This window comes from Desulfobaculum senezii, assembly GCF_054657395.1.
On record NZ_BAAHYU010000003.1, the window covers coordinates 183,737 to 209,257 of the forward strand.

The 25,521-nt window shown below is 62.0% G+C and carries 23 protein-coding genes and 4 tRNA genes; 5 read left to right on the forward strand and 22 right to left on the reverse strand.

Annotated features, from left to right (window positions below; all coding sequences use genetic code 11):
- Positions 1 to 169: 169 nt before the first annotated feature.
- From ACYQ2T_RS09950 to ACYQ2T_RS10015, 14 genes are all read right to left on the reverse strand, one after another.
- Positions 170 to 652 carry a MarR family winged helix-turn-helix transcriptional regulator gene (locus tag ACYQ2T_RS09950; protein ID WP_459900295.1) on the reverse strand — a complete coding sequence of 161 codons (483 nt, stop codon included), beginning with the start codon at positions 650 to 652 and terminating at the stop codon, positions 170 to 172.
- Between the two features lie 78 nt (positions 653 to 730).
- Positions 731 to 3,865 (reverse strand): efflux RND transporter permease subunit, encoded by a 3,135-nt coding sequence (locus tag ACYQ2T_RS09955; protein WP_459900297.1) that lies wholly within the window; start codon positions 3,863 to 3,865, stop codon positions 731 to 733.
- A 2-nt stretch (positions 3,866 to 3,867) separates the two neighbouring features.
- The gene (locus tag ACYQ2T_RS09960; RefSeq protein ID WP_459900299.1) at positions 3,868 to 5,028 is read right to left on the reverse strand and encodes an efflux RND transporter periplasmic adaptor subunit; all 1,161 of its coding nucleotides are present in this window, start codon (positions 5,026 to 5,028) and stop codon (positions 3,868 to 3,870) included.
- 240 nt (positions 5,029 to 5,268) lie between these two features.
- Positions 5,269 to 5,760 (reverse strand): tRNA (N6-threonylcarbamoyladenosine(37)-N6)-methyltransferase TrmO, encoded by a 492-nt coding sequence (gene tsaA, locus ACYQ2T_RS09965; protein ID WP_404843951.1) that lies wholly within the window; start codon positions 5,758 to 5,760, stop codon positions 5,269 to 5,271.
- A 90-nt stretch (positions 5,761 to 5,850) separates the two neighbouring features.
- Entirely contained in the window at positions 5,851 to 6,282 is a 432-nt protein-coding gene (locus ACYQ2T_RS09970) for a GtrA family protein (RefSeq protein ID WP_459900300.1), read from the reverse strand.
- Between the two features lie 2 nt (positions 6,283 to 6,284).
- Positions 6,285 to 7,697: a DUF6056 family protein gene (locus ACYQ2T_RS09975; protein WP_459900301.1), complete on the reverse strand. Its 1,413-nt coding sequence runs from the start codon at positions 7,695 to 7,697 to the stop codon at positions 6,285 to 6,287.
- Positions 7,690 to 8,646, reverse strand: coding sequence for a glycosyltransferase family 2 protein (locus tag ACYQ2T_RS09980; RefSeq protein WP_459900303.1), 957 nt, complete (start codon positions 8,644 to 8,646; stop codon positions 7,690 to 7,692). The genes ACYQ2T_RS09975 and ACYQ2T_RS09980 overlap by 8 nt, the downstream gene beginning before the upstream one ends.
- A 183-nt stretch (positions 8,647 to 8,829) precedes the next feature.
- Positions 8,830 to 8,907, reverse strand: a tRNA-Glu gene (locus ACYQ2T_RS09985).
- Positions 8,908 to 8,914: 7 nt separating this feature from the next.
- Positions 8,915 to 8,989 (reverse strand) — tRNA-Gln (locus tag ACYQ2T_RS09990).
- A 282-nt stretch (positions 8,990 to 9,271) separates the two neighbouring features.
- Positions 9,272 to 9,865, reverse strand: a complete 594-nt coding sequence (locus ACYQ2T_RS09995) for a GNAT family N-acetyltransferase (RefSeq protein WP_459900305.1) — start codon at positions 9,863 to 9,865, stop codon at positions 9,272 to 9,274.
- A gap of 124 nt (positions 9,866 to 9,989) precedes the next feature.
- Positions 9,990 to 10,067: transfer RNA gene (locus ACYQ2T_RS10000), tRNA-Glu, on the reverse strand.
- A gap of 9 nt (positions 10,068 to 10,076) precedes the next feature.
- Positions 10,077 to 10,151, reverse strand: a tRNA-Gln gene (locus tag ACYQ2T_RS10005).
- A gap of 70 nt (positions 10,152 to 10,221) precedes the next feature.
- On the reverse strand, positions 10,222 to 10,560 hold the full coding sequence (locus tag ACYQ2T_RS10010) for a hypothetical protein (protein WP_459900307.1): 339 nt from the start codon (positions 10,558 to 10,560) through the stop codon (positions 10,222 to 10,224).
- The gene (locus ACYQ2T_RS10015) at positions 10,557 to 11,069 is read right to left on the reverse strand and encodes a DciA family protein (protein WP_404843945.1); all 513 of its coding nucleotides are present in this window, start codon (positions 11,067 to 11,069) and stop codon (positions 10,557 to 10,559) included. Before ACYQ2T_RS10015 ends, ACYQ2T_RS10010 begins: the two co-directional genes overlap by 4 nt.
- Before the next feature lie 228 nt (positions 11,070 to 11,297).
- Between ACYQ2T_RS10015 and fliJ the strand changes: the two genes are divergently transcribed.
- The 4 genes from fliJ (at position 11,298) to ACYQ2T_RS10035 (ending at position 15,260) form a co-directional block, all read left to right on the forward strand.
- The gene (gene fliJ, locus ACYQ2T_RS10020) at positions 11,298 to 11,741 is read left to right on the forward strand and encodes a flagellar export protein FliJ (RefSeq protein WP_459900308.1); all 444 of its coding nucleotides are present in this window, start codon (positions 11,298 to 11,300) and stop codon (positions 11,739 to 11,741) included.
- On the forward strand, positions 11,728 to 12,348 hold the full coding sequence (locus ACYQ2T_RS10025; protein ID WP_459900310.1) for a MotE family protein: 621 nt from the start codon (positions 11,728 to 11,730) through the stop codon (positions 12,346 to 12,348). The genes fliJ and ACYQ2T_RS10025 overlap by 14 nt, the downstream gene beginning before the upstream one ends.
- Before the next feature lie 3 nt (positions 12,349 to 12,351).
- On the forward strand, positions 12,352 to 13,119 hold the full coding sequence (gene truA / locus ACYQ2T_RS10030) for a tRNA pseudouridine(38-40) synthase TruA (RefSeq protein ID WP_459900312.1): 768 nt from the start codon (positions 12,352 to 12,354) through the stop codon (positions 13,117 to 13,119).
- A gap of 62 nt (positions 13,120 to 13,181) precedes the next feature.
- The gene (locus ACYQ2T_RS10035) at positions 13,182 to 15,260 is read left to right on the forward strand and encodes a hypothetical protein (protein ID WP_459900314.1); all 2,079 of its coding nucleotides are present in this window, start codon (positions 13,182 to 13,184) and stop codon (positions 15,258 to 15,260) included.
- A gap of 155 nt (positions 15,261 to 15,415) precedes the next feature.
- Here the strand turns inward: ACYQ2T_RS10035 and ACYQ2T_RS10040 are convergent, their stop codons facing one another.
- The 5 genes from ACYQ2T_RS10040 to ACYQ2T_RS10060 form a co-directional block, all read right to left on the reverse strand.
- Positions 15,416 to 16,267, reverse strand: coding sequence for a ThiF family adenylyltransferase (locus tag ACYQ2T_RS10040; protein WP_459900315.1), 852 nt, complete (start codon positions 16,265 to 16,267; stop codon positions 15,416 to 15,418).
- A gap of 4 nt (positions 16,268 to 16,271) precedes the next feature.
- Positions 16,272 to 16,499 carry a MoaD/ThiS family protein gene (locus tag ACYQ2T_RS10045; RefSeq protein ID WP_459900316.1) on the reverse strand — a complete coding sequence of 76 codons (228 nt, stop codon included), beginning with the start codon at positions 16,497 to 16,499 and terminating at the stop codon, positions 16,272 to 16,274.
- Positions 16,500 to 16,649: 150 nt separating this feature from the next.
- A complete protein-coding gene (locus ACYQ2T_RS10050) occupies positions 16,650 to 18,593 on the reverse strand; it encodes a molybdopterin biosynthesis protein (RefSeq protein WP_459900318.1) in 1,944 nt (647 codons plus the stop codon).
- Between the two features lie 98 nt (positions 18,594 to 18,691).
- Positions 18,692 to 19,936: a molybdopterin molybdotransferase MoeA gene (locus tag ACYQ2T_RS10055; RefSeq protein WP_459900320.1), complete on the reverse strand. Its 1,245-nt coding sequence runs from the start codon at positions 19,934 to 19,936 to the stop codon at positions 18,692 to 18,694.
- A gap of 185 nt (positions 19,937 to 20,121) precedes the next feature.
- Positions 20,122 to 20,754 carry a hypothetical protein gene (locus ACYQ2T_RS10060; protein WP_459900322.1) on the reverse strand — a complete coding sequence of 211 codons (633 nt, stop codon included), beginning with the start codon at positions 20,752 to 20,754 and terminating at the stop codon, positions 20,122 to 20,124.
- A 213-nt stretch (positions 20,755 to 20,967) separates the two neighbouring features.
- On the opposite strand from ACYQ2T_RS10060, the gene ACYQ2T_RS10065 reads away from it, so the two are divergent.
- Positions 20,968 to 22,692, forward strand: a complete 1,725-nt coding sequence (locus tag ACYQ2T_RS10065) for an aldehyde ferredoxin oxidoreductase family protein (protein ID WP_459900324.1) — start codon at positions 20,968 to 20,970, stop codon at positions 22,690 to 22,692.
- A 228-nt stretch (positions 22,693 to 22,920) separates the two neighbouring features.
- On the opposite strand, the gene ACYQ2T_RS10070 is transcribed toward ACYQ2T_RS10065, so the two are convergent.
- Genes ACYQ2T_RS10070 through ACYQ2T_RS10080 form a run of 3 tightly spaced genes read right to left on the reverse strand, consistent with a single transcriptional unit; the run spans position 22,921 to position 25,371 of the window.
- The gene (locus ACYQ2T_RS10070; RefSeq protein WP_459900326.1) at positions 22,921 to 23,691 is read right to left on the reverse strand and encodes an adenosylcobinamide-GDP ribazoletransferase; all 771 of its coding nucleotides are present in this window, start codon (positions 23,689 to 23,691) and stop codon (positions 22,921 to 22,923) included.
- Entirely contained in the window at positions 23,691 to 24,518 is an 828-nt protein-coding gene (locus tag ACYQ2T_RS10075; protein WP_459900327.1) for an SAM hydrolase/SAM-dependent halogenase family protein, read from the reverse strand. Before ACYQ2T_RS10075 ends, ACYQ2T_RS10070 begins: the two co-directional genes overlap by 1 nt.
- Before the next feature lies 1 nt (position 24,519).
- Positions 24,520 to 25,371: a YitT family protein gene (locus tag ACYQ2T_RS10080; protein WP_459900329.1), complete on the reverse strand. Its 852-nt coding sequence runs from the start codon at positions 25,369 to 25,371 to the stop codon at positions 24,520 to 24,522.
- Positions 25,372 to 25,521 lie beyond the last annotated feature (150 nt).

The following is a 25,521-nucleotide window of genomic DNA, read 5'->3' on the forward strand; positions in this document are numbered from 1 at the left end:
GGGAAAGGAAATGTGTGGGGACATTTTCCGTCACCTTTGTTCGGGCCGTAAAATGGCCGAGGCGGGGCATGGTCCATGGACCATGCCCCGCCTCGGTGTGGGGGGAGAGGAGGAGATATGAGGGGTGGTGGGGGTTGGGGGGACTCCTCCTCGGTGCGCCGCGGGCTGCCTAGTTGGCGTGGCCCATGGCGGAAAGCTTGTCCTGCAAATGCAGGAGCACGTTGGTACAGGCGGCAAGGTCGCGCTCGGGCAGGCCCTGAATGGCCTCGTCGCGGATACCGATGGCGATTTCCTCAAACTCGTCAAGGAAGGCATGGGCTTTGGGCTCCAGCACCACGATTTTGACGCGGCGGTCCTGCTCGGACACATGGCGGCTGACCCAGCCGTCCTTTTCCAGCCGGTCCAGCAGGCGGACCAGCGTTGGCCCTTCAATGCCCATGGCCTCGGCCAGTTGCTTTTGCGACACCGCGCCAAGCTCGCTCAGGCACACCAAGGTGACCCAGCGCGCGCCGCTGATGCCAAAGGGTTTCATGCGCTCATCAAGGCGCATGCGCCATTCGCGGGCAACGGCGGCGATAAGCACGCCAAGCTGGCGCGAGTTCGTCTTGAATATCTCCGTGACCTTAACGTCCAGATTGTCCAGTGAAGACATGATGTTCGTCCCTCCTGCCGCACATGGCGGCGGCTGACCCTGACGGGCGGGAGGCGTGAGGGCCTCCCGCCCCGGGAATTATGCGTTCTCGGATGCTACCTTGCGGTTCTTGCGTGCGCCGCGCACCGTTTCGGTGAGCGAGGCCACGGTCTTGTAGAACGCAGGGATGAACAAGGTGGCGATGAAGGTCGCCGCCAGCATACCGCCGATGACGCCGGTGCCGATGGAGTGACGGCTGGCCGCGCCGGCGCCGTGGCTGATGGCCAGCGGCACAACGCCAAGGATGAAGGCCAGCGACGTCATGACGATGGGGCGGAAGCGAAGGCGCGCCGCCTCAATGGCCGCGTCGAAGATATTCAGGCCTTCGCGGTGCTTCATGGCCGCGAATTCGACGATGAGGATGGCGTTCTTGGACGCAAGGCCGATGAGTGTCACCAGAGCAATCTGGAAGTACACGTCGTTGGCCAGCCCACGTATCCAGTTTGCGGTGATGGCGCCAAACAGGGCGAAGGGCACCACCATGATGACCGCAAAGGGCAGGGACCAGCGTTCATACTGGGCCGCAAGGATGAGGAACACCATCAACAGGCCCAGCAGGAATACCTGCGAGGACGTGCCGCCCGTCGCTTTTTCCTGATAGGCGGAACCGGTCCACGCCAGGGTGTAGTCGCCGGGCAGAACCTTGGCCGCCACCTCTTCCATGGCCGCAAGGGCCTGACCGGAGCTGTAGCCCGGTGCAGGGCCGCCAACGATCTTGGCCGCCGGGAACACGTTGAAGCGTTCCACAATGTTCGGGCCAACGGTCTGCTTGATGTGCACCAGCGCGGTGAGCGGGATCATCTCGCCGGTGGCGGAGCGGACGTAGACGTTGCGCAGGTCGTCGGGCGTACTGCGGTAGTCGGACTCCGACTGGATCTGCACACGGAAGGTGCGGCCCATCTTGTTGAAGTCGTTGACGTAGTATGCGCCAAAGGTAGCCTGCATGGTCTGGAACACGCGGTTGACAGGGACGCCAAGGGCCTTGGCCTTTTCGCGGTCGAGGTCGATGTGCAGCTGGGGCGCGTTGGCGCTGAATGTGGTGCTCAAATTGCCGATTTCAGGGCGCTTGGAAGCTTCGGCCACAAGGGTTTTGGTCTGCTCGGCCAGTGCGCGCATGCCAGCGCCGCCACGGCTCTGGACAAAGCCTTCAAAGCCGCCGGTGTTACTCATGCCGCTGATGGGCGGCGGGTTAAAGGCCAGAACCATGGCGTCGGTGATGCCGTAGCTCTTGCGGAAGACGTCCTTCACCGCGTCAAAGGAGGATTCTCCCTCGCCGCGCAGGTCCCAGTCCTTGAGGTTGATGAACATGGTGCCGGAGCTGGTCTTGGCGCTGCCGGAGAACAGGTCATACCCCGAAAGGTTGATGGTGTCCTGCGTGGTCGGGCTTTCGAGCAGCGTGGATTCCAGCGTGTCCATGACGTCGGTGGTGCGGGACAGGGATGCGCCGTCCGGCAGGATGGCGGTGGCGATGAACACGCCTTGGTCCTCGTCCGGCACAAGGCTGCCGGGCACGCGCTGGAACAGGCCCCACGTTACGGCGCACAGGCCCGCAAACAGCAGCACGCCAACCAGCGTGCGCTTGAGCAGGAACCGCACACCAGCGGTGTAGCGGCGGGTGACGCTGTCAAAGAAGGCGTTGAACCAGCGGAAGGGGGCCAGCGGCTGACTGTGGCCGGGCTTCAGCATCAGGGAGCACAGGGCCGGGGTCAGGGTCAGGGCTACAATGCCGGAGAGCACAACGGAGACCGCGATGGTAACCGCGAACTGCTTGTACATTTCACCGGCAAGGCCGCCCATGAACGCAACAGGCACGAACACGGAGCACAGCACCAGCACAATGGCGATAACCGGGCCGGTCACCTCTTCCATGGCTTTGACCGTGGCGTCATGGGGCGAGAGCCCGTCCGTGGACATGATGCGTTCCACGTTTTCAATAACGACGATGGCGTCGTCAACAACGATGCCGATGGCCAACACAAGGCCAAACAGCGTGAGCGTGTTGATGGAAAAGCCCAGCAGATACATGCCCGCAAAGGTACCGACAATGGAGACCGGCACGGCAAGGCAGGGGATGATGGTCGCCCGCCAGTTCTGCAGGAACAGGTAAATGATTAGGAACACGAGGAGCATGGCCTCGAACAGCGTGTGCACCACCTCGTTGATGGAGATGCGGACGAACTCCGTGGTGTTGTACGGCACGGCGTAGTCAATGCCATCGGGGAAGCGGTTGGACAATTCGGCCATGCGCGCGTTGACGCGGTCTGCCGTTTTGAGGGCGTTGGCGCCCGGGGCAAGGAACACGCCAAGGGCGATGCACGGGTTGCCGTTATGCTTACTCTCGATGCTGTAGCTGTAGGCGCCAAGCTCCAGACGAGCCACATCCTTGAGCCGCAGCAGCGTGCCGTCGGGGTTGGCGCGCAGGATGATGTTGCCAAACTGTTCGGGCGTGACCATACGGCCCTGCGTGGTGACGGTGTAGGTCAGCTGGACAGGGTCGCTCAGCGGCTCCATGCCGATGGTACCGGCCGCAAACTGGGAGTTCTGCTCCTTGATGGCGCCCGCGATGTCGTCCGGCGTCAGCTTCAGCTGCGCCAGCTTGTCCGGCTGCAGCCACACACGCATGGAGTAGTCATGGTCGCCAAAGATGATGGCGTCACCCACACCGGGAACGCGGCGCAGGTCGTCCAGGACATTGACGAGGGCGTAGTTGCCCATGAACACGGTGTCGTAGCGGCCGTCGGACTCCAGGTTGATAACCTGCAGCATACTGGGCGAGCGCTTGCTCACCGTGACGCCCTGCTGGCGCACCTCCGTGGGCAGGCTCGACAAGGCGGACTGCACACGGTTGTTGACGTTAATGGTTGCCTGGTCCGGGTCCGTGCCAATGGCAAAGGTCACGGCGATGGACAGCGCGCCGCTACTGGAGCTGGACGAGCGCATGTAGAGCATGTCGTCAACGCCGTTGATTTCCTGCTCCAAGGGCGCGGCAACGGTCTGGGCGATAACTTCGGCGCTGGCGCCGGGGTACGCCGTGGTGACGTTGACCTCGGGCGGGATCAAGTCCGGGTACTGCTCCACGGCCAGCGTCTCAATCGCCAGAGCGCCCGCCAGCGTAATGAGCAGCGAGATAACCGTGGCGAAGATGGGACGGTTGATGAAAAAGCGAGATATCACAGCTAGCCCTCCGCACCCGCGTTGGCGGGTTTGGTTCCGGCCACGTTCACGGGCGTACCGGGACGGACCTTCACCACGCCTTCGGAGACGATGCGCTCGCCGTCCTTCAGGCCGGATTCAACAACAAAGGCCTCGCCAACGGAATCGCCAAGGGTCACCGGGCGCGGGGAGGCGGTGCCGTTTTCGTCCAGCGTGTAGACGATGGGACCGTTCTGCGTGAACAGCACGGCGCGCTGAGGCACCATCAGGCAATTTTCGAGCATGGCGCCATCAAGGAGCACACGCACGAACTGGCCGGGAAGCACCATGCCCTCGGTGTTGGAGAATTCCGCGCGGGAACGGATGGAGCCCGTCATGGGGTCCACCTGCTTGTCCGAGAAGTTGATGTGGCCCTTGGTGTCGTAAATGGTGCCGTCGCTCAGGCGGATGCGTACGCTGTAGCCAGCCTCGGGCAGATGCAGCCTTCCCTCCTCGGCCAGCTTGCGGTAGTGCAGGGCTTCGGTGCCGGGGATGGAAAAGTTCACGTAGATGGGGTCCAGCTGCGTAATGGTCGTCAGCAGGCTGCCGGAGGCGTCCGTGCTGATGAGGCTGCCCTCGGAGCGCGTCTCCTTGCTGGTGATGCCGGAGATGGGCGCGCGAACGTCAGTGTAGCCGAGGTTGATGGCGGCCTCGCGCACGCGGGCGCTGGCGGCTTCCACGTCCGCCTTGGCGGAGTCGTAAGTGGTCAGGGCGTTGTCACGTTCCTGCGTACTCACGGCGCCTTCCTTGAAGAGTTCAAGGATGCGGTCACGGTCGAGGATGGCCTTCTGCAGGGTGGCCTTGCACTTGGCCAGCTGGCCGTTGGCCTGTCCAAGCTCGGCGCGGAAGGGCTCCGGGTCGATGGTGAACATCAGGTCGCCCTCGTTGATGGGGCTGCCTTCCACGTAAGCGCGCTTGAGCAGGATGCCGCCGACACGGGCGCGGACCTGAACCTCGCGCGAGCCAGCGGTCTGGCCGACGTATTCAAGGGTCAGGGGCACGTCGGTGCGCGACACGGTCTGCGCCTTCACCAGCGGCGGGGGCGGGGTGGCGCTTTTGGAGGCTTCGCTCTCGGTGCAACCCGTGGCCAGTGCGGCCGACAGGAGCAAGCAGGCGAACAGTATCAGGTGTTTAGCGTTCTGCATGAAAAACACTCCGTTGCTTCATGTATGGTTCGTGACAAGGAAAAATTGATTAGCAAGCTATTTAATAGGAGGCATAGATATAGGGGCGCACTCATCGGTTGTCAACCCGCGTGAAATAAGGCTTTTGCCCCAAAAATGGAGGGGGAACCAGTGCGGGGTGAGTGAGTTTCCTTGGAGGCAAGAAAATGAAAAGGCCGCCCCCGGAAGAGGGCGGCCAAGTTTCCTGCGGCGGGTGAAATATTATTTTTTGGTGACGAATCGGTCGTCAGACCGCAGGGACTCGCTGAGGGCGGCTTTGTCGTCCAGCCAGCCGCAGCGGGTGGCGTCCGGGGCGTCAAAACGGGGGACGTAGGGCTTAACGTCCAGAAGGGGCGTGCCGCTGAGGACGTCCACCCCGCAGATGTCGAGCCGGTTTCCCGCCCTGCCCAGAAGCTCCACCACGGAAAAGCCGATGGGATTCGGGCGGCGCGGCGCCCGCGTGGCAAAGAGACCGCGCTCGGTGTCGTCCATGAAGGGGGTAACCTTCAGGGAAAAGCCGTTGGACTGATGAAAGGCGTACAGCAAAATAATGTGCGAAAACCCTTCAATGTCCTGCAAGCCCGCCGCGTACTTGGGATCAATATCAATATACCCAATGGCATCCCGCGCCCCGGTGGGCTGAATGGGCATGTCGCTCAGCGACTTATGCGGCGAATGGATGGTGCCGATGGAAGTGAATTCAAATGTGGTCATGAAGCATGCGTCCTGATGGCTGGAGTCGAAAGAACCAAATCGTTCCCACTGCCTTAAGACATAGGCATGACAGGGCGCCGAGGCAAGGGGTTAGGCGTCACCTCCGCGCAGCGCATTGGTCCCGAGGCGGGCAAAGCTGAAAAAAAGGTGCCCAAGAAAGTTAAAGACAAACCCAACTCCGATGCCAAAGGCGTGGGCTGTGCCATTAAGAAGGGACTGGGGAAGCTGGTCGCTTACAAAAGGATGGAGCGCCCAAAGGGCAAATTCACTGCACCCCATGACAACGGCAAGACCAACATGCGCTGTGATGGCGAAGCGAAGAAAGGCGGTTTTCCAGGAGAGCGTGGTGGCAAAAATGCGCTTGTACGACAACACGAAGATAACCACCATCCCAACATATGTGGCTGCGGCGACGCTGTAGAGAAAGGGCATGAAAAGCTCAAAGAGAAAACGGCTGGCAAAGTTCAGCGCAGTGCCGATGACGGACGCCGTAAAGTAGCGGGACAGTGTTCGGAGTACCACGCTTAGTTCCTGTGCTCGAAGGTGATGGAGGTTAAGCGCCAGTAGTCTTTGTAGACGCCAGCAAGCCAGGTTCGTTTCGGGTCATCAAGGGCTCGAAACCATACAGGGTGAGGGTGATTGGACGATACGGGGATAACCGCTGGGCGTTGTGTATGCTTTCGAGCAATTTCTTGTTGTTCTCGTTTAAGGTTTCGGTATTGCAAAAGGTTGCCGTTTGCCAGGTTGTAGAGTGTGAGTGACGTGTTGGGCATAGCGAGAGAAATTACAATGAAGGTTCCGAAAGTAATTTTACTCAGCGCGTGGGAAGAGGCCAGTTTATGAAGTCTTGTTGAAATATCGGCGCAGAACAAGAGAATTCCAACACTGCCAAGGATGATAGCTGTCGCAAAAATACCACTACGAACGCGGGCATATGGATATCCACCGATTGCTGCGTAGGCCAGGAAGTAAATCGCAAACAGAATAAAGAGAAGTATGATAAATATTGAATATGCATTGTGCTTCGTTGTGCCTTTGGCAAGAGGGAGTTGTGTTTTGCTTTTAGGCTTCATGCGTATGCAAATAAAGAGCACTCCTGGAATGAATGGGGAGAGGAAGAACCATTTGAAGGACTCAAAAGCTCCGGATACTCCTCCGCCTAAGCACAGTAGGACTTTATTGAGAATGGAAGCATTAACATGGGGAGAGTTGGTTGCCCGAGCAAAGTTGCCGGGGGCTAGGAAAGACGCGAGAGCGAAAAGTGTGGTCACAAATGCGATCACGAGGAAAGTCCGCTTCGCGTGATGATTATTCAAATAGGCAGTTCCTACAGCCACATAGGTCGTTAAAAGTACGCCCAAGCAGATCATTTCTGTTGCTCCACAACACAGGAAAAGGCTTAGGAACAAAAAAGGCCATAAGAGGGCGTGACGCGGTGCTTTTGCAAGGGCGAGATGAAAAAGGCATGCGAGCAGAATGGGGAAAAAGGAAAAAGAAATTTGGTAGGTCAAGGAGCCCGACATCCAGTAGAGACTTTGGCGAAGAGTGACAGAGGCTGTAAAAAATATACATGTAATGATTAGGGAAAAAAGAACTTTATTACTGAAAGAGTTCTTGCATGCAGTATGAAACGCAGCAAGTGTGCCGCCAAAAAAAATGACAATGAGCAGAAGCGGCAATGTTTGGTAGAGTATGATGTGCCTGTTGAGCGGTTCGAGGAGCGGGATGAGAATATTTGAAGCGTATCGGCCAGACCACGTCATATAGAAGTTTACAAGATATTCAGTAAAAGGGGTGTTTCTTACTTTTAATGCATATGAATAGTCGTCAGCTATTGGGTAAGTGAAGAACGCAGCAATGCAGAAAATACTTACGATAAGTGCCGTGGCGGCGATGTGCGCAGAAGTGTGGTGATTCATGGGATCGGTGTTATTCATGGCTGTCCTTCTCCACGCCACCCTGCTCTTTGAGCAGATACATGGGGCGAAGCTTTACTTCTTCATAGATGCGGCCAAGGTACTCGCCAATGATGCCAAGGGACATCAGGATGCACCCGCCGAGGCCGAGGATGGAGATGAGCAGTGAGGAATAGCCTGGGACATCCACGCCGAAGAAGAGAGTCTTAAGGAAGGTGTATGCGGCGTAGAGGAAGCTGGATGCGGCGACGAGGAAACCAATGTAGGCCCAGATGCGCATGGGGAAGGAGCTAAAGGCGGAGATGCCGTCGATAGCGAAGTTCCAGAGCTTCCAGGAGTTCCATTTGGTTTGCCCTTTGGCGCGCTCGGGGCGGACAAAGTCCACGGTGGCTTCATCGAAGCCGACCCATGCATAGAGGCCTTTAGTGAAACGCACTCGTTCTGGCAGCAGGTTGAGCGCTTCGACAACACGGCGGTCCAAAAGGCGGTAGTCACCAGTGTTTGGAGTAATTTTCACCTTCGAAAAGATGTTGAACACCCTGTAGAAACCCGCTGCTGTTGTGCGCTTCAGGAAGGAGTCGGATGAGCGGCTGTTGCGGAATCCGGCCACGGAGGCATGTCCTGCTTCCCATTTTCTGAGGAATTGTGGGATGAGCTCTGGCGGGTCCTGAAGGTCAACATCCATGATAATGACGGCGTCGCCCTTGGCGTTTCGCAGGCCTGCGGCCATAGCCGTTTCCTTGCCGAAGTTGCGGCTTAGGGACAGGAAGCCAATGGAGTCATCCGTCTCGCTGAGTGTGCGGAGGATGCTGAGCGTCGCGTCGGTGCTGCCGTCGTCGACGAAAAGGAATTTCCACTGGTATGGCTCATTGCGGATGACGTTTCGGACCGTGTCCAAAAAGTAGGCGATGCTGTCCTCTTCGTTGAGGACGGGGACAAGGATGGTAATGGTTTTGACGCGTTCAGGCATTGGCGACTCGCAACAGAGCGTTCTTGACGGCTGAAGGGTTGGAAAAAGGTGCAACCATGAGCGATTCGTGAGTTCTATAGCAAGGAAGGAGTGAGGTCCAGTGCTCGGGAGTGGTGAGAGCTGAGAGGGGCGTTTTGCGCACAAAAAAAGCCCTCCGGATTGCTCCGGAGGGCTGTGCTGTCCTGGCGTCCCCAAGGGGATTTGAACCCCTGTCGCCTGCGTGAAAGGCAGGTGTCCTGGGCCAGGCTAGACGATGGGGACAAGCAGTTGGCTGGCGGACAAGGACTTGAACCTTGATTACTGGGACCAGAATCCAGCGTCCTACCACTTAGACGATCCGCCAACGCGAGAAAAAGCATCTACGGAGAATTTTCGCCGTTGTCAAACGAAAAAATGCGGAGAGGGGTATTTTTTTGTGTGAAGGACGGGGTAGGGGCGCCGGGGCGGGGAAGAGCGTGTGTTTTTGGCGGCAGCGTCGGGTTTTCTGGATGAATTGCGCCGAGGCTTGCGCAAGGGCTTGGAACACAGGGGAAAAGTGTTGTGGAAGCCATGTGGAGTGGCGCGAGGGGGGCTCTTTCTCCACCTCGTGTTCGCAGGGAGTGTTTTCCCTGGGGTATGGCGCTGGCTACGCCTGCGCGCGGTGCTTTTGCCAAGCCTCGCGGGTGATGCGGTACAGGACGAACGGTTGCAGGGGATGATTCGCCGGGACGGCGGGGTGGATGAAGTCGCCATGGGCGTCGCGTGTCATGCCGAGGCGGCGCATAACGGCCAACGACGGGACGTTGGTATGGGCGGTGAAGGCGACAATACTTGTGAGGCCAAGATGCGTGAAGCCAAAGTCCAGCGCGGCGCGGGCGGCTTCCGTGGCGTAGCCGTTTCCCCAGTGCTCCCGGCCAAGGCGCCAGCCCACCTCGACGCAGGGCGTGAAGTGGAGGTCCACTTGAGGCGCGTTCAGCCCCACGAAGCCGAGAAAGGCGCCTGAGTCGCGATGCTCCACCGCCCAGAATCCCCAACCGTTGTCCGCAATGCGCTGCGCCAGATGCTGCGCTGTTTCGTCGCTTTCCTCCCGCGAGAGCAGGGCCGGGAAATAGCGCATGACTTCCGGGTCGGCCCCAAGGGCGGCAAAGGGCGCGCGGTCGGCCTCGCGCCATTGGCGGAGGATAAGGCGCGGCGTGGTCAGTGTGACGGGGGTGGTCTGTGGGGCGTCGTGACGGGGCATGGCGTCTCCTACGGGTGGATTTCCCGTTTCAGTAGCACGGCCTGTATTGGAGGGCGAGAGGGCGAGGCGTGGCGCCTCGCACAACGAAAAAGCCCTCCGGATTGCTCCGGAGGGCTGTGTTTCCTGGCGTCCCCAAGGGGATTTGAACCCCTGTCGCCTGCGTGAAAGGCAGGTGTCCTGGGCCAGGCTAGACGATGGGGACGTGATAAGTTGGCTGGCGGACAAGGACTTGAACCTTGATTACTGGGACCAGAATCCAGCGTCCTACCACTTAGACGATCCGCCAGCGCGGAAACAGCGATTTACGGTTTTCGCCCGGGGGTGTCAACCCTTAAATCGCGCTTTTTGAAATTTCGTTAGGCGGAGTGCGCCAGACGACGGGTGTACTTCTTGAGCTTGTTGATCTTCTTACGGATGATCTCACGCTCTTTGCTGCCCTTCGTGGTCAGCTTCTTGGCGCGCAGCTCGTTCAGCTCTTTTTTGATGCGGGCGATCTGACCCTGGTAGGGGTTGCCCTTGTTCTCGTCGTCGTCAGCGATGCCGAGCACCTCTTTGATGGCGGCGAGGAGAGTGTCTTTGTCCATGCCGGATGCACCGGTGATCTGCGGGATCTCGGCGATGGCGAGTTCGCGCAGTTCCTTGATGGTCATCTTCTCAAGCGGCTTTTTCAGCTCGATGTTGATTTCTTCGCTCATCTCGTTTTCTCCTCCTTGGGAAAGTCTGTATTCGTCGTCCGGGGCTGACGGGTACCGTTTTGCCCTCGTTCGTTGAAAAGCTTCACATAGGCGGCGTAGCACCTTGCCACGGCAGAGTTCGCGTCGAACGCGTCGGCCTGAGAGCCGAGATTCTGTGGGCGACTGGGCTCGAAGCGAACCGCCGAAGTGGTTCTTTTCTTAATTAGGTCCAGTGAAACGCGGTCTCTTATCAACTCTGGGAGAACTTTGTCAAAGCTTTTTGTACCAAGAAAGGCATTCACCTGTTCCAGAATGTATGGCGCATAAAACGTGAGGTCCTGCATGACCATGGAATCTTCCACGCCAATGAGCAGGATGCGTTTTCTATGGCCGATGGGACGGGCAATCTCGGCGATGTGTTCGTCCACAATCTCCGGCCAGTGCCGCCACAGTCGGCGCAGTGTGCGTTGCATGCCATCTGGGTCGTGCTTTTTTAGAAATGCACGCAAGACGGTTTCCATTCTTTGCATAGGGAAGTGCTCTCCTCTCAGTGCAAATGAGCATATCCGTGCGCGATTCGCAACCCATGGGCGCGCATTGGTCAAAATCGGCTCTGCCGCCCTCTTTGCGCTGGCGGTCGCGCCTTGGTATGGTGGGGGCCGCCAGGGCGAAATCCGCTTCGGCCCGGATATTGCTACTTTGCCGGTGGAACCTATTTTGATGTCGCAAGGTTGACGCTACGCTGAAGAGGAAACACCGTGCCCAAACGTTTTTCATTTCGGCTGCAACGGGTGCTGGAGTACCGCGAGCAGCTTGAAACGCGAGCCAGAATGGAGCTTGCCGTCGCCACGCGGGCGCATCAGGAGCAGTCCGCACTGGTGGAGGGCCTGCGCGAGCGTCTGGCCGGGCACGAAGCCTCGCTGGATGGTCGCCGCAATCTTTCCGAAGGCGACCTGTGGCTGTGGCGGATGTATAAGAGTCGTCTGGAGCAGGACATCTCCATTGCCGAGCAGGAGTTGTTTCAGCGCGCCAAGCGCCTGAACGCCTGCAGGCAGGAGGCCGTGAAAACGGCAAAAGAGAAAAAGACCCTCGAACGGTTGCGCGCGTCGCAGGAGACGGCGTTCAACCGCGAGGAGAATGCGCGAGAGCAGAGGGAAGCCGATGAGATGGCCACGCTTCGTTACGAAAATGGGACTCTCTAAGATCGTTAAGGGCCTGATGACGCTGGCCCTTCTGAAATTGTGCCTGCTGACCTTTATTGGGTGGCAGGCTGTGGTCGATGGCCCCGTGAGTACGGTGCGCCAGACCCAGCAGGTGGCCCAGCGCGCCCCGCAGCCTGCGCCCCAGCAGGCGGTGCGCAAGGTGGTGGAGCCCGCAAGGGCCCACGCGCAGGACGCCCCCGCCGCGGCGCAGAGTGAGGCCCAGCCCACCGAGCCGCCCCTCGGCCGCGACGCCCTCATGCAGAAGCAGGAGGAGCTGGACCGGCGCGAGCGCGACCTCAATGCGCTGGAAGACAAAATTGCCCGCGATATGGCCGAGCTGAAAAAGACCCGCCAGCAGATTGAACGGATGCTCGAAGACGCCAAGGCCATCAAGAACAAGCGCGACAAGCACCTTGTGGAGGTCTTCTCCAACATGAAGGCCAAGCAGGCCGCGCAGGTTCTGGAGACCATGGACGAGCGGCAGGCCGTCAAGATTCTGTCAGGCATGCGCGGACGTCAGGCCGGCGAAATCCTCACCTACGTCAACGCCAAGAAGGCGGCGCGTCTGGCCGAAAAGCTGACCCGCTTGCAGATTCCCTTCGAGTAGTCCGTGCCCAGACTGCGACTGGATATCGCCTACGAGGGCACGGCCTATTGCGGCTGGCAGATTCAGGCTGGCCGCGCTGACCAACCAACCATTCAGGGACTGGTGGAATCCGTTATGACCCGCGTATGCGGGTGCCCCGTCCGGGCCTTTGGGTCCGGACGGACGGACTCCGGCGTCCATGCACTGGGGCAGGTGGCGCACATGGACATTCCGCCGGACAAGGCCGGAGTGGACTGGATGCGCGCCTGCAACGCCCTGTTGCCGGACGACGTGGCCGTGACGGCCGCCGCCCTTGTGCCGGACGACTTCCACGCCCGCTATTCCGCCACGTCCAAGACCTATGCCTATAGTTTATGGCTGAATGGCCGATATGTTTTACCGCAAAGGCGGCGCTACGTCTGGAAGACGGGACCGCTGGACATGGCGGCCATGGACGAGGCGGCAAAGCGGCTTGCCGGAGAGCATGACTTTGCCTCGTTTCAAAACACGGGGACGCCCGTGAAGAGCACTGTGCGCACCGTGACGGGCATAACCCGCAGCGCCGGAGCATTCGCTGATGAAGTGGTGTGGCGCTTTTCCGCCGACGGCTTTTTGAAGCAGATGGTGCGCAACCTGATGGGCCTGATGGTGGAAGTGGGGCGTGGACGCTTTGCCCCGCAGGACGTGGACCGCGTCCTTGCTGCGGCGGACCGGAGCGCTGTGCGCTACGTGACCGCGCCGCCACAGGGCCTGTGTATGGAGCACGTCGACTACGCCGGGGCGGACGCCTAGCCCGCCCCGTTTCTCTCCGCCCGCCTTTGCGTGTTCTCGCACCCCTTGTGTTGGGCGGGCATATGGTCAGCATTGATTATCAGGGACGCATCAGCGCGGGTGATACGCTGCGCGGCACCGCTGCCGAGGGCAAGGCCTTTGCCTCGCCCCTTGAGCGGCTGGCCCTTGATTCGCGCGTGGCGTGGCGCTTTGAGAATGCCCAGCGCCGCCAGCGCTACGGCAGGCTGGTCACCGGCACTGTGGAGCGCCTTGGCTCCAAGGTGGCGGCCTTTGAAGACGCCCTTGCCCGCTTTGCATGGCCTGAAGATACCTCCTTTACCCGCGCCCGCCTTGTGACCCCTTCCAATGCCTCGGATGAGCTGTCCGGTCGCCTTGCCGCCCGCGTGCGCCCTCAGGACGAGGTGACGCGCTATTACAAATATTTTTCCAGTGGCCACATGCCGTGGACGTCCACAGACCTTGCCGGTGGCGAATACCGCTTTTCCGTGACCCAAGGGGGCGAGACGGAGAATGTGGACATCGCGCTGGATGACGACGCCACGTGGGGCGATATGGTGGAGCAGGTGGCGGCGGGCATCAATGCGCTGTCCCTGCCCGTGCAGGCGGAGGTTGTCCGCCAGAACGCCCCGAATCAGTATGTTGACGGCCTTGTCGCCGTTGGCTCCGCCCTTGCCATTACCGTCAATCCCGCCGTCAGCGCGCAGGATGTCTCCCTTGCCGATGAGGACGGGCACCTGCTTGCCGAGTTGAATCTGAAAGCAACCACCACGCCCGCCTTTGCCGCCGAAACCTTGCCCTACCGCGTCCGTGTGGACTCTACAGCGCATGCGTCCAGCGTGCGTTCCGATGTACTGGACCCCGGGGCCGCCTCGCCCTTTGCCGCAGGGGAGCATCAGGTGCGCTTTTCCATAAATGGCGCGACTGAGGAGGTGCTTGTCTCCCTTGAGGCGGATATGACCATGGGCGAGGTGCTGCGCGCGCTTGCCGGGGCGCTCAATTCCTCATCGGGGCGCCTGCGGGCGGAGATTCGTGACGGACAGCGTCCGTCTGGGCTGGATACGCAGCCGCTCATGGCGGAGGGCGAGTACTTGGAGGTGACCCTTGTCAGCCCCAAGCGTGGGGAGCGCATGTACCTGCGCGACTTTGGCGGCCCTGTTGTGGACGACGTGCTGGACTTTTTTGACCCGACGGCGGCCTTGCCCGCCGCGCCCGTCAATGGCGAGCGGTATATCGCCTCGGCCACGGCCAATGGCTGGGTGGAGAACCGCATCTATGAATATGACGAGCTCAGCGCCACGTGGGACGAGACCACGCCCACGGACGACAACACTGTGTACAGCGAGGAGGACGACGCGTGGTATTTCTACGATGGGTCGTCATGGACCACCACGGTGGGCGGAACGCTCCTTGAGACCCTTGGCATGAACGCCACGGCGACGCCGGGCATGGATGCGCGGGTGGTGGTGGATGGCGACGAAGTGGTGTCCGAGACCGGGCTGGTGGCGGTGGATAAGGGGCGCGTGGTGTTTGAGGCGCAGTCGTCGTATGGCGAGGCCATTCCCCTGCGCGTGGTGGAGGCCTACGGGGAGGTGGAGGACCGCCTTGCCGATGTGGTGACGGCTTATAATGACCTGCGGGCGTTTGTCCTGCCGCATCAGGAAGTCTTTGAGGACGGCTTTGCCGACCGTTGGCGTGCGGCCATTACCTCGCGCGAGGGGGAGCTTGCGGGGTACGGCATCCGTGAGTTTACGGCGGAAAAACTGCTGGTGGTGGACCGTGAGGCGTTTATGGAAGGCGTCATGCGCGACCCGGACGCGGCGCGCAGCACCTTCGCGGGGCTGAGCGGATTGGTGGCGGACTGGCAAAAGGCGTCGCTCTCGGCGCGGACGCCGGACCTATATGAGCGCCTGCTTCCCAAGTCGGCCCTTGAGGATCCGGGGCCGCCCATTGCCGAGGAATTCGACCTCACCAAGCGCAAGACCCTGCAACAGGTCATCACGTCGCTGGCGACCACGTCCATGCCCGAGGGCAATCCGCTGCTGGAGACCACGGACGTGCTGCGCAATATTGTCACCATCAAGCGCACAGCGCTGACTGCGCCCCTTGCGGGGCCGGGAGGGATTGTGAGCAGGCAGGGTTAGTGGGGTGGCGGAATCCGTTATTCAGCGGGACTTACCAAAAGACGCATTCCTTTGTAGAGCATGGTGCCGCGTTGGCCTCGCGTCGAGCCCGCGCCGCGGGCTTTGCGTGTGTTGAACGTCCGCCCATGGTGGGGGACAGCGGTGGGGGAGGCGGGTTAGGACGCGATGTCAATGGTTTCGAAGCTCATGTCCCGCAGGTCGAACAGGAGCATCTTTCCGGCGAGGGCCGGCGTCCCCGTACCTAGCAGACGCATGATCTCCGCGCTTTGCAGACTGGCGGCGGTATACACGCCTGGAGCAGGGCTGCCGAGGGCGTCCTCGGCTCCGCCGCTGGCGCCAAAGAAGTCCGCCGGACCGGGCTGGCCCGGCATCACCGTGGCAACATAGCCCGACAGGCCCGCGATGCCCGCCGTCACAAGGGGCAGGCCGGCGCGCGCGGCCACGCGTTGCAAGGCGGGGCGGTCGTCCAGTCCGCCAAGGGCGTCCACCACCACGTGGGCGTCTTCGCACATGGCCAGCATGTCGGATTCATCCACCATCACCTCATGGGCCAGAAAGTCCACGGCGGGGTTCACGGTCATGGCGCGGACGGTGGCGGCGCGGGTTTTGGGAATGTCCACGATATCCGTCGTGGAGGTCAGTTGGCGGTTGAGGTTGCTTTCCTCAAAGGAGTCGCCGTCCGCCGCCTCAATGGTGCCAACGCCCATACGGACCATGGCTTCAAGGAGCAGGCCGCCAAGGCCGCCAAGGCCAATGAGCACGGCCTTGGAACACAGCAGGCGCACCTGCCCCTGACAGTCCAGCGTGGAAAAGTTGCGGATGTAGCGCTCCGGGATGACCCCGGCGCCAAGGGCGGCGACTTCTATGGCGCGGAGCGTTTCGCCGCACTCGGCGGCAAGTTCGCGGGCCGCATGGATGCCAAGGCTCAAATAGGGCGAGCCGTCGGGCATGGCTGCGGAGAGGGCAAGCTCCCGCGTTCGGTTGCCTATGGGGTCCGCGCAGCCCATGGCGTCATCCTCCGCCTACGGCAGGGAACAGGCCCACCCGGTCGCCGTCGTGTATGGTGGCGTCCACGGTGGTGTGCTTGTTGTTGATGAACATGATTTTGACCTCGTCGCGGGGGATGCCGAGGTGGTCCATCAGGCCGCCCACGGTGACGCCGTCCGGCGCGGTGTAGGCCGCCGCGTCCTGCGGCTCAAAGGGCTTGAGCGTGGCAAAGCATTTTACTGTGATAATCATGCCCCGCATTGTGGCAAAAAATCACGGAAAGGCAAGCCCTTGTGCTGGTTCGGTCACCGGACCTGCCAGAGGCAGAAAAACGGGCGGCGCTGTGTGCGCCGCCCGTTTTTGTGAATGGTGGGTTGTGTGCCCCGCATGGGGGCGGCCTGCCTAGGGCAGGCCCTGTCCGGCTTCCATGAATTCGCCGGTGCAGGTGGTTTCGTAGCCGCCAAGGGCTTCAATGCTTGTGCGGAAGTCCGCGCTGCGGATGAGGTCCAGCACGGCCTTGACGCGTGGGTCCGCAAGGTGCTCGCGCGGGATGAGCAGGTCGTAGCGCTCACGCGCAAGGGGGACAAAGTCCAGCCCGAGGGCGCGGGCGGCGGCCATGATGCCCAGCCCGCAGTCCACCGCGCCGGTGAGCACGTTTACCGCCACGGCCATGTGGGTGAATTCTTCCTTGTCGTAGCCGTTGACCTGCTGGGGCGTGATGCCGGCCTCGGAGAGGTGCCAGTCCAGCAGGATGCGGGTTCCCGCCCCGCGCTGGCGGTTGATGAACTGCACGTCCTCGCGGGCGAGGTCGTCAACGCCCGAGATGCCTTTGGGGTTTCCTGCCGGGACCATGAGGCCCTGATGGCGCACCGCAAGGTTGACCAGCACTGCGTCCACATCCGGGAGATATTTGCGGACAAAGGGCGTGTTGTAGTCGCCGGTTTCGGGGGCGAAGAGGTGGGTGCCCGCCATGTGGCAGGAGCCGTTTTTGACGGCCATGAGTCCGCCCATGCTGCCCACATGGGTGGAGGCAAGGTGGATGGGCGTCTCCAGCCCCATGAGGGCGTTGGCGAGCAGGTCTATGGTGTTGTCATGGCTGCCCACGGCGACAAGGGTGCGCTCCAGCGCGTCCTGCGGCACGCGCAGGTCGGCGCGGACGGTGGCGCCCTGTTCTACGCCTTCGGAGTTGGCCGGAATGCGGCAGATGCCCTGCGCGCGGGTCATGGTGGTAATCATGCCCGCCCCGCGCGACAGGGGCGTGGCGACGTACTTGCCGCCAACGCGGCCGATGGACAGGCGCAAGAATTCTTCCATGCCCAGCTTGGACGGCACGCTGCGCGTTAGCTCCACGTCCACTTCCGGGCGGCGGGGCAGGGTGCGGCGGGTCAGCCACGCGCACAGCGGGGCCACCAGTTCCTCCATGCACACCACCGCGCTGACGGGATAGCCCGGCGCGCCCACAAGGAGCTTGCCGCCGTGGGCCTTGTCCGCCATGCCCAGCAGGGTGGGCTTGCCGGGCATGGCCTTAATGCCGTGCACCAGCACGCTGCCGACGCTCTCCATGACGGTGCGGGTGTAGTCCTTGGCGCCGGCCGAGGAACCTGCGCCAATGACGATAATGTGCGCGTCTGTGCCAAGGGCGTCTTCCACGGCCTCGATGAGGGCGCCGGGCTTGTCCGGGACGGGCGCGGTGCGGCGGATGTCGATGCCCCAGCTTTGCGCCAGTGCGGCAAAGACCTGCGAGTTGCTTTCCACCACCTGCCCCGGCGCCGGGGTCGGGCGGTCCGTAAAGTCCAGCACCTCGTCGCCGGTGGGAATGACGTGCATGATAATGCGCTCATGCACGGTGACCTCCCAGATGCCCGCAGAGAGCAGCGCGCCAATGTCATAGGCCGTGAGCTCGTGGTTCTGCGGGATGAGCAGTTCCGTGGCGACGATGTCCTCGCCGATGCGGCGTACGTGCTGCCACGGAAAGGCCGGCGCCTCAATGCGGGCGCTGCCGTCGGCGGTCATGACCACGTTTTCGATCATGATGACGGCGTTGGTGCCGTCCGGCAGCGGGTTGCCGGTGTTGACCGGGACAAAGGCGTCCGCCCCAAGGGTGAGGGGCTCGTCCTCGCGCGCGGTAAAGGTGGCTTCGGCGTCCACGGCAATGCCGTCCATGGCCGCACTGTGGTAGGTGGGCGAGGACAGCCGCGCATGGATGGCGCACGCCGTGATGCGGCCTGCGGCCTCGTGGGTGGGAATGGTTTCGGTGCCGAGGAGGCTTTCCCTGTCTAGGGCGGCCTGAACCTTGCCCACGGCTTCGTCAATGGGAATGGTGTCGAGATAGATATTGCGCTTCATGGGTGCCTTCGCTGTGTGCGGTGCTTTGGCTGTTCATGCGCTGTGGCGCGGGCCTGCCGTTGCTGTGCTGTTTGGGACGGTGCCTGTTTGGCGTGCTGTTAGTTGAGCAGCCATACGTCCACGGGGTGGCCCTCGAAGAGGCCTTCCGTATCCGCCGGGATGCGGACCAGCCCGTCGGCGCGGAGCATGGTGCGCAGCAGGCCGGATTTGCCAAGGACGGGCGTGGCTATGCTGGCGCCGTCCTCGCGGGTTTCCAGCCGGACTCGGACGTAGTCCTCGCGCCCCTGTTTGGAGGCGATGTTGCGCCCGAGGGTGGCGCGGCGCACGCTGCGGCGGCGCGGGGCAAAGGCGTCCCTGTCCCCGGCGATGTGGCGCAAAAAGGGCAGGCCAAACACGTGCATCACCACCTGTGCGGAGGTGACCTGTCCGGGCAGTCCCCACACGGCGGTGCTGCCTGCGCGGGCCAGAATGGTGGGCTTGCCGGGGCTGACGGCAACGCCGTGGGCCAGCACCTGCGCGTCGGGCAATTCCTCAATGGCGGCCTGCGTCAGGTCGCGCACGCCAATGGAACTGCCGCCGGAGATGAGCACCACGTCATTTTCCTCTACGCCTTTTTTGATGGCAGCGGCAAGGCTGGCCTCGTCATCGCGCACCAGGCCGTACAGCGTGGGCACGCCGCCTGCGGTGCGCACCAGCGCGCCGAGGGCGTAGCTGTTCACATCGCGGATTTGTCCCGGACGCGGCGTGTCCGTGACGGGGATAAGTTCGTCTCCGGTGGAGATGAGGCCAACGCGCGGGCGCTTTCGCACCGGCACTTCGCTGACGCCAAGGGCGGCCAACAGGCCGACCTCCTGTGGGCGCAAGGGGGTGCCTGCGGTGAGGGCGGGCTGTCCTGCCCGGGCGTCCTCGCCGCGCTGCATAACGTTGTCGCCGGGGGCGACGGACTTGCGGAATTCAATGGTGCCAGCGCCAAGCTCCTGGGTGTGTTCCACCATCACCACGGCGTCCGCCCCTTCGGGCAGGGTGCCGCCGGTGACAATGCCCACACAGTCCCCGCGGGACAGGGGGGCTGAGGGCTGTTCATCGATAGACAGACTGCCCCGGCACTCCAGATAGGCCGGGTTGGATTCGCTTGCCCCAAAGGCGTCGCGCGCGTTGACGGCGTAGCCATCCATGCACGAGCGGTTGACCATGGGCAGGTCTTCGGCGGCGGTGACGTCGCTGGCAAGAATGCGCCCCGCCGCGTCGTGCAGGGGGACGGATGTCTGCGCGAGGGTGGGAAAATCCTTGAGCAGGCCGATGAATGTTTCCGGGCTGACGACTTGAAAGAAACCTTTTTGCACTTCGCCTCCGAACACGTGACGAGAAAATTGAACGATTTAATAGGTCTGCAATACCGCAACACAAGGCAATTGCAAATGCCCCATGTCCGGCGTGGTGGCGGGGCGCGGTAGCTGGGCGCATGGGCGCACTCCCCCCGCGCCCGCGCTGTGCGTGGGCGGCGTTATGCGGTGAAAAGCGGCATGACTCAGGCCGAAACGGTCAGATGGATGATGGCGTCCGCGCATTGGCGCAGGTGCTCTTCAAGGGCGGCAGGAGCGATGGGCGATCCCTCTGCGGTGGCGCTGTGGATGGCGTCCTGCGCCGTGAGGACGGGCGCCAGCGCCCCGCGTGCGCGGCGGGCTGTGAGCTGAACCCCGGCGGCAAAGACAGGAGCGGCCACGCCCTTGGCGATGAAGTTGAAGGCGCGCAGGCGGATGGTTCCGGCGCCGCCTTCTGCCGGCGCGCCGTCCTGCAGGGCAATGCCTGAGCGCATGCGCGCAATGGGGCTGTGGCGGCGCATGGTGATGCCGCAGATGCCGGGAAGCGACCCGGAAAGGGCAAGCGTGCTGCCAGCGGCGATCTCGGCGGTGTCGATATCATCCACGGGGTGGCCTTCGAGAAACACGGTGCTGATGTCGCGGTCCACGTAGTCTGCGGGGATGTGCAGGTGCTGGGTCAGCAGGTCGCGGACCGTCATGGGCTGTGGCAGGGCGATGTCCACGCCCTCTTGCAGGAGGAGGTGCAGGGACGCCGCGTGCCCCGGCGCGAGGCGGATGGCTATTTCCCCGGAAATATCACCGGAACCGGGCTGGGGTGAAATCTTTGGAACGGATTGCAAAATTTTCCTCCGCGCTTCTGTTGGGATTGGTTCGTCTTGGTTATTTTGTGGCGCTTCAATCCGGAGAACAGAATAAACTGTCTTGCAGGAACTGTATGTAACAACAATGCAGTTTTCTATGATTTTGACAATGTATTCAGTTGGTCATAGACGATATGAAGTTTGAAGCATTGAAGCAACAGTTTATCGAGCTGCAAACTGGAGGAAAGCACGATGAAAATTTTGCGTATCAACACTCGCGAGCGTACGTACAAGTACGAGGATATGGGGGAATATGCAGGTCTTGGAGGCCGCGCCCTCACGTCCCGCATTGTGCGTAAAGAGGTTCCGGCCGACGCTCACGCCCTCTCTGCCGACAACAAGCTCATTTTTGCCCCCGGACTGCTGTCCGGCACCATGGCCGCCAACTCCGGCCGCATTTCCGTTGGCGCCAAGTCCCCGCTGACGGGCTCCATCAAGGAGTCCAACTCCGGCGGCATGCTGTCCCAGAAGCTGGCCAAGCTGGGCCTCGCCGCTGTTGTGCTGGAGGACAAGCCCGAAAAGGACGCTCCCTTCACCGCCATCCGCATCACCAAGGACGGCGTGGAATTCTCCGACGCCCCGGACCGTGAAGGCAAGGACAACTACGCGTACCAGAAGGTGCTGGACGAGGCCTTTGGCGGCAAAGCCACCGTGGCCCTCATCGGTACCGCCGGCGAGCAGTGCCTGCAGGCGTCCACCATCCAGTTTACCGACCCCTTCGGCAACCCCGCACGCTCCGCTGGCCGTGGCGGCATGGGCGCTGTGATGGGCTCCAAGCGCGTGCGCTGCATCGCCGTGGACAACTCCGGCGCCAAGGGCATTGAATACGCCGACAAGGACGCGTTCAAGGCCGCCAACAAGCGCTGGACCGAAATCCTCAAGACCCACCCGGTTACCGGTCAGGGCCTTGCCGGATTCGGCACCGCCATCCTCGTGAACATCATCAACGAAGCTGGCGCACTGCCCACTAAGAACTTCCGCAGCGGCCAGTACGAGCACGCCGCCGACGTCTCCGGCGAAAAGATGTCCGAACTCATCGAAAAGCGCGGCGGCAAGGTACACGAAGGCTGTCACCCCGGCTGCGTGATGCAGTGCTCCCAGCGCTACGTGGACGAAAAGGGCGAATACGTGACCTCCGGCTTTGAGTACGAGACCCTGTGGGGCTTTGGTCCCAACGGCCTTGTGCACGATATCGACCTCATCGCCGAAATGGACCGCGTTTGCGACGAAAAGGGCATCGACACCATCGAGATGGCCAACGCCGTGACCATGGCCATGGAAGGCGGCCTCATTGAGTGGGGCGATGGCCCCGCCGCCAAGGCGCTGCTGGAAAAGGTCGGCACTGACGACCCGCTGGGCCGCATCATCGGCAACGGCACGGGCTCCACTGCCGCCGCCTTTGGCGTGGACCGCGTGCCCACCGTCAAGAATCAGGCCCTGCCCGCCTACGACCCCCGCGCGGTCAAGGGTGTTGGCGTCACCTACGCCACCAACCCCATGGGCGGCGACCATACCGCCGGCTACGCCGTGTGTCAGAACGTCCTCAAAGTGGGCGGCGATGTGGACGGCATGAAGGACGACGGCAACGTTGAGCTGTCCAAGAATCTTCAGGTGGCCACCGCGTCCATCGATTCCACCGGCATGTGCCTGTTTGTGGCCTTTGCCGTGCTGGATACTCCGGACGCCATGCAGGTGCTGTGCGACCTGCTCAACGCCCGCTACGGCGGCAACATCACGCCGGACGACGCCCTCGCCCTTGGCGTGCAGACTCTGAAGGACGAGCACTCCTTCAACGCCGACGCCGGCTTTACCAAGCACGACGACCAGCTCCCCCGCTGGTTCAAGGAGGCCCTGCCGCCCCACAACGTGACGTGGGACTACTCCGAAGAGGACCTGCAGGCCGCCAAGACCTTCTAAGGTCGCCCCAATTCCCGCGCAGTACGACAGCGCCCCCGTTCGGCTCTTCCGGACGGGGGCGCTTTGTCTTGTGTGGTGATGGCGCCGCTGAGGGCGCGGCGTGTGGCCGTGGATGGTGCGCAGGGCGGCGATGGGAGGCGGTGCCACGTGGGGCGGCAGGGGCTTCGGCGTCTGTGCCGTGTTGCGCCGGTGGGGGAACCTGTCGGGACCGCGGGGCTTCCCCTGCGGCTAGTAGAACAGCGGCAGCAGGTTGCGCGTCAGGTTCATGGCGATGCACCAGCCCAGCAGGGTGGAGATTTCGCCCCAGATGACGGCCGCGCCCAAAAAGTCGCCGTTCATGCCACCGTGGGTGCGGGCCAGCAGGGCCATTTCCATAATGCCCAGTCCGGCCAGCAGGGCGGTGGGAAGCAGGAAAATAAGGGGCTGGACGAACAGCGCGGCACACAGCGTCTGGATGATGACGAGGAGCACAATGGGCGTGGTTGCGCCGCTCAGAAACAGCCGACCCTGTCCGTCGCGGGTGAGATGGCGGCCGGTGTAGGCCGTGCATACGGAGACGGTGCGGCCCATGATGAAGGCAAACACCACCACGCCATACGCCTGCGCGGCCAGCGCCTGATGCAGCAGAATGATTTGTCCCGCAATGCCCATGACCATGGCAAGAACGCCAAAGGCGCCGTTGCGGCTGTCCTTGACGATGGTCCAGAAGCGTTCGCCGCGCGCGCCGCTGCCCCAGCCGTCAAAGAGGTCGGCCCAGCCGTCCCAGTGCAGGGCGCGGGTCAGGGTCAGGGAGCCGCCAACCACCAGCCACGCCTGTACCCACGGCTGACCGCCAAGAACGCCAAGGGCAAAGGGCAGGGTGACAATGGTGCCGATGATCAGCCCAATAACGGGAAACCACCCGATGGTGGCGGCAACGGTCTTTTCATCATAAATGCGGGCGGGGCCGAGGCGGGTCATGAAGCTGAGGGATGCGAGAAACGAGGTGAAAAAGAGCATTACAGCCTTTGCGCGGCGGCGAGGGTTATGGTGGTGCCGCATGTGGCGGCCAAAAGACGGGCGGCGGAGGCCTGATTCATGGACAGTTCAAGGTAGCCCTGACTGCCTTCAAGCAGGCCCATGCTGCCAAGGGGCAGGTCCGCGTAGGTGCGGCAGCAGGTGACGGCGCCTGTGCGGCCCTTGGCGGACAGGGCAAGCCCTTCCCAGTGGCACAGACGGTCCAGCCACTCGCGGGCCGGCAGGTTCAGAATGCAGTTGCCAAAGCGGTCCACGTGCAGGACCGTGGCGGTGACGGCGGCGTTGTCGTCCTCAAGGCGGGGCCTTGCCCAGTCCAGCGTGACAAGGTCGTCTGGTGCCATTTCCGGGCCGAGGGATTCTGCCTCCGCTCCCTGCGCCAATTGCGCGGCAAGGGGGGCGAAGACGTCGCGCCCGTGGAAGGTGGCACTGACGGTGCGCGGGGAGTGCATGTGCACGGACAGGTCAAACACGCGCACAGGCCCGCCGCTGCCAAGCACAAGGCTGGCAAGGCCGTTGTCCGGGACGATGATGGATTGCCCGTCCTTTTCAAGGAGAACAATCCCCCGCGTGGTGCCAACCCCTGGGTCCACCACGGCGGCGAACACCGTCCCTTCGGGAAAGTGCCGCCTACTGGCGTTCAGGAAGAATCCCCCCTGCGCCAAGTTGAACGGCTCCACCCCGTGGCTGATGTCCACGATGCGGGCGTCCGGCACAAGGGACAGAATGCGGCCTTTCATCTGGGCGACGTACGGGTCGCCCAGACCAAAGTCCGTCAGCAGGGCGATGGGGGCGGGTGTCCTCGCGGTCATGCTAATAGACCTTCCGTCTGGAGAATTTGCGGCCAATGACGTTCATGGGGCTCTCCACAATGGTGAAGGCGTCCGGGTCAATGGCGTAGATGGCTTGTTCCAGCCGCTTGACTTGAATGTTGAACACCACGGTCAGCAGCACGCTCTTGGGCCTGCCGGAGTAGGCGCCGCGTCCGTCGAGGAAGGTGGCGCCCCGGTGCAGGTCGCGCATGATGGCGGCGGCGATTTCCTCGGTCTTGTCCGAGATGATGAAGACCATCTTGCGCTGATGGAACAGCCCAAGGACGTATTCCATAATCTGCGCGGCAATGAACACCGTGGACAGCGAGTACAGCACAAGGTCCACCTTCATGAACAGCATGCTGACCACAAACAGCGCCAGATTGAAGCCAAACGTCACCGCGCCTATGCGCAGATTGTACTTCTGATTGATGGCGACGGCAATGATGTCCGTACCGCCCGTGGATCCAAGCGACCGAAACGTGATGCCGAGGCCGGTGCCAAAGGTGGCTCCGGCGGCAATGGCGGCCAGCCACGGGTCGTGCACCGGCAGCTGCCATGGAATAAGCTCCATGAACACCACAACGGACATGGCCCCATACAGGCTGTACAGGAAAAAGCGGCGGCTGACGCCAAACCAGCCAAAGAGGAAAATGGGGGCGTTGAGCAGAAACAGCCATTGCCCCGGCGAGAGCTTGTCCGTCAGGTAATACAGCAGCAGGCCAAGGCCGGACATGCCGCCGGAGATAAACCCGTGCGGTAGGGCGATGGCTTTGATGCCAAAGGCAAAGATGCCCGTTCCTATGGTGATGAGAGCAAGATTCCACGGTACAGAGTATGTGAAGTCGCGCATGGCCCCTCCCAGGGCTGTTCGCGGCAGGTTTGGAGGCGGCCGCGTTTGGCTTCCCTTTGCCAGTATTTTGCACGAATTGGAAGCCTGATTCCACCCGTCAGAGCCCGGCGCGCGTGCGTTTGAGAAAAAACGCCCCCAGCAACGGCAAAG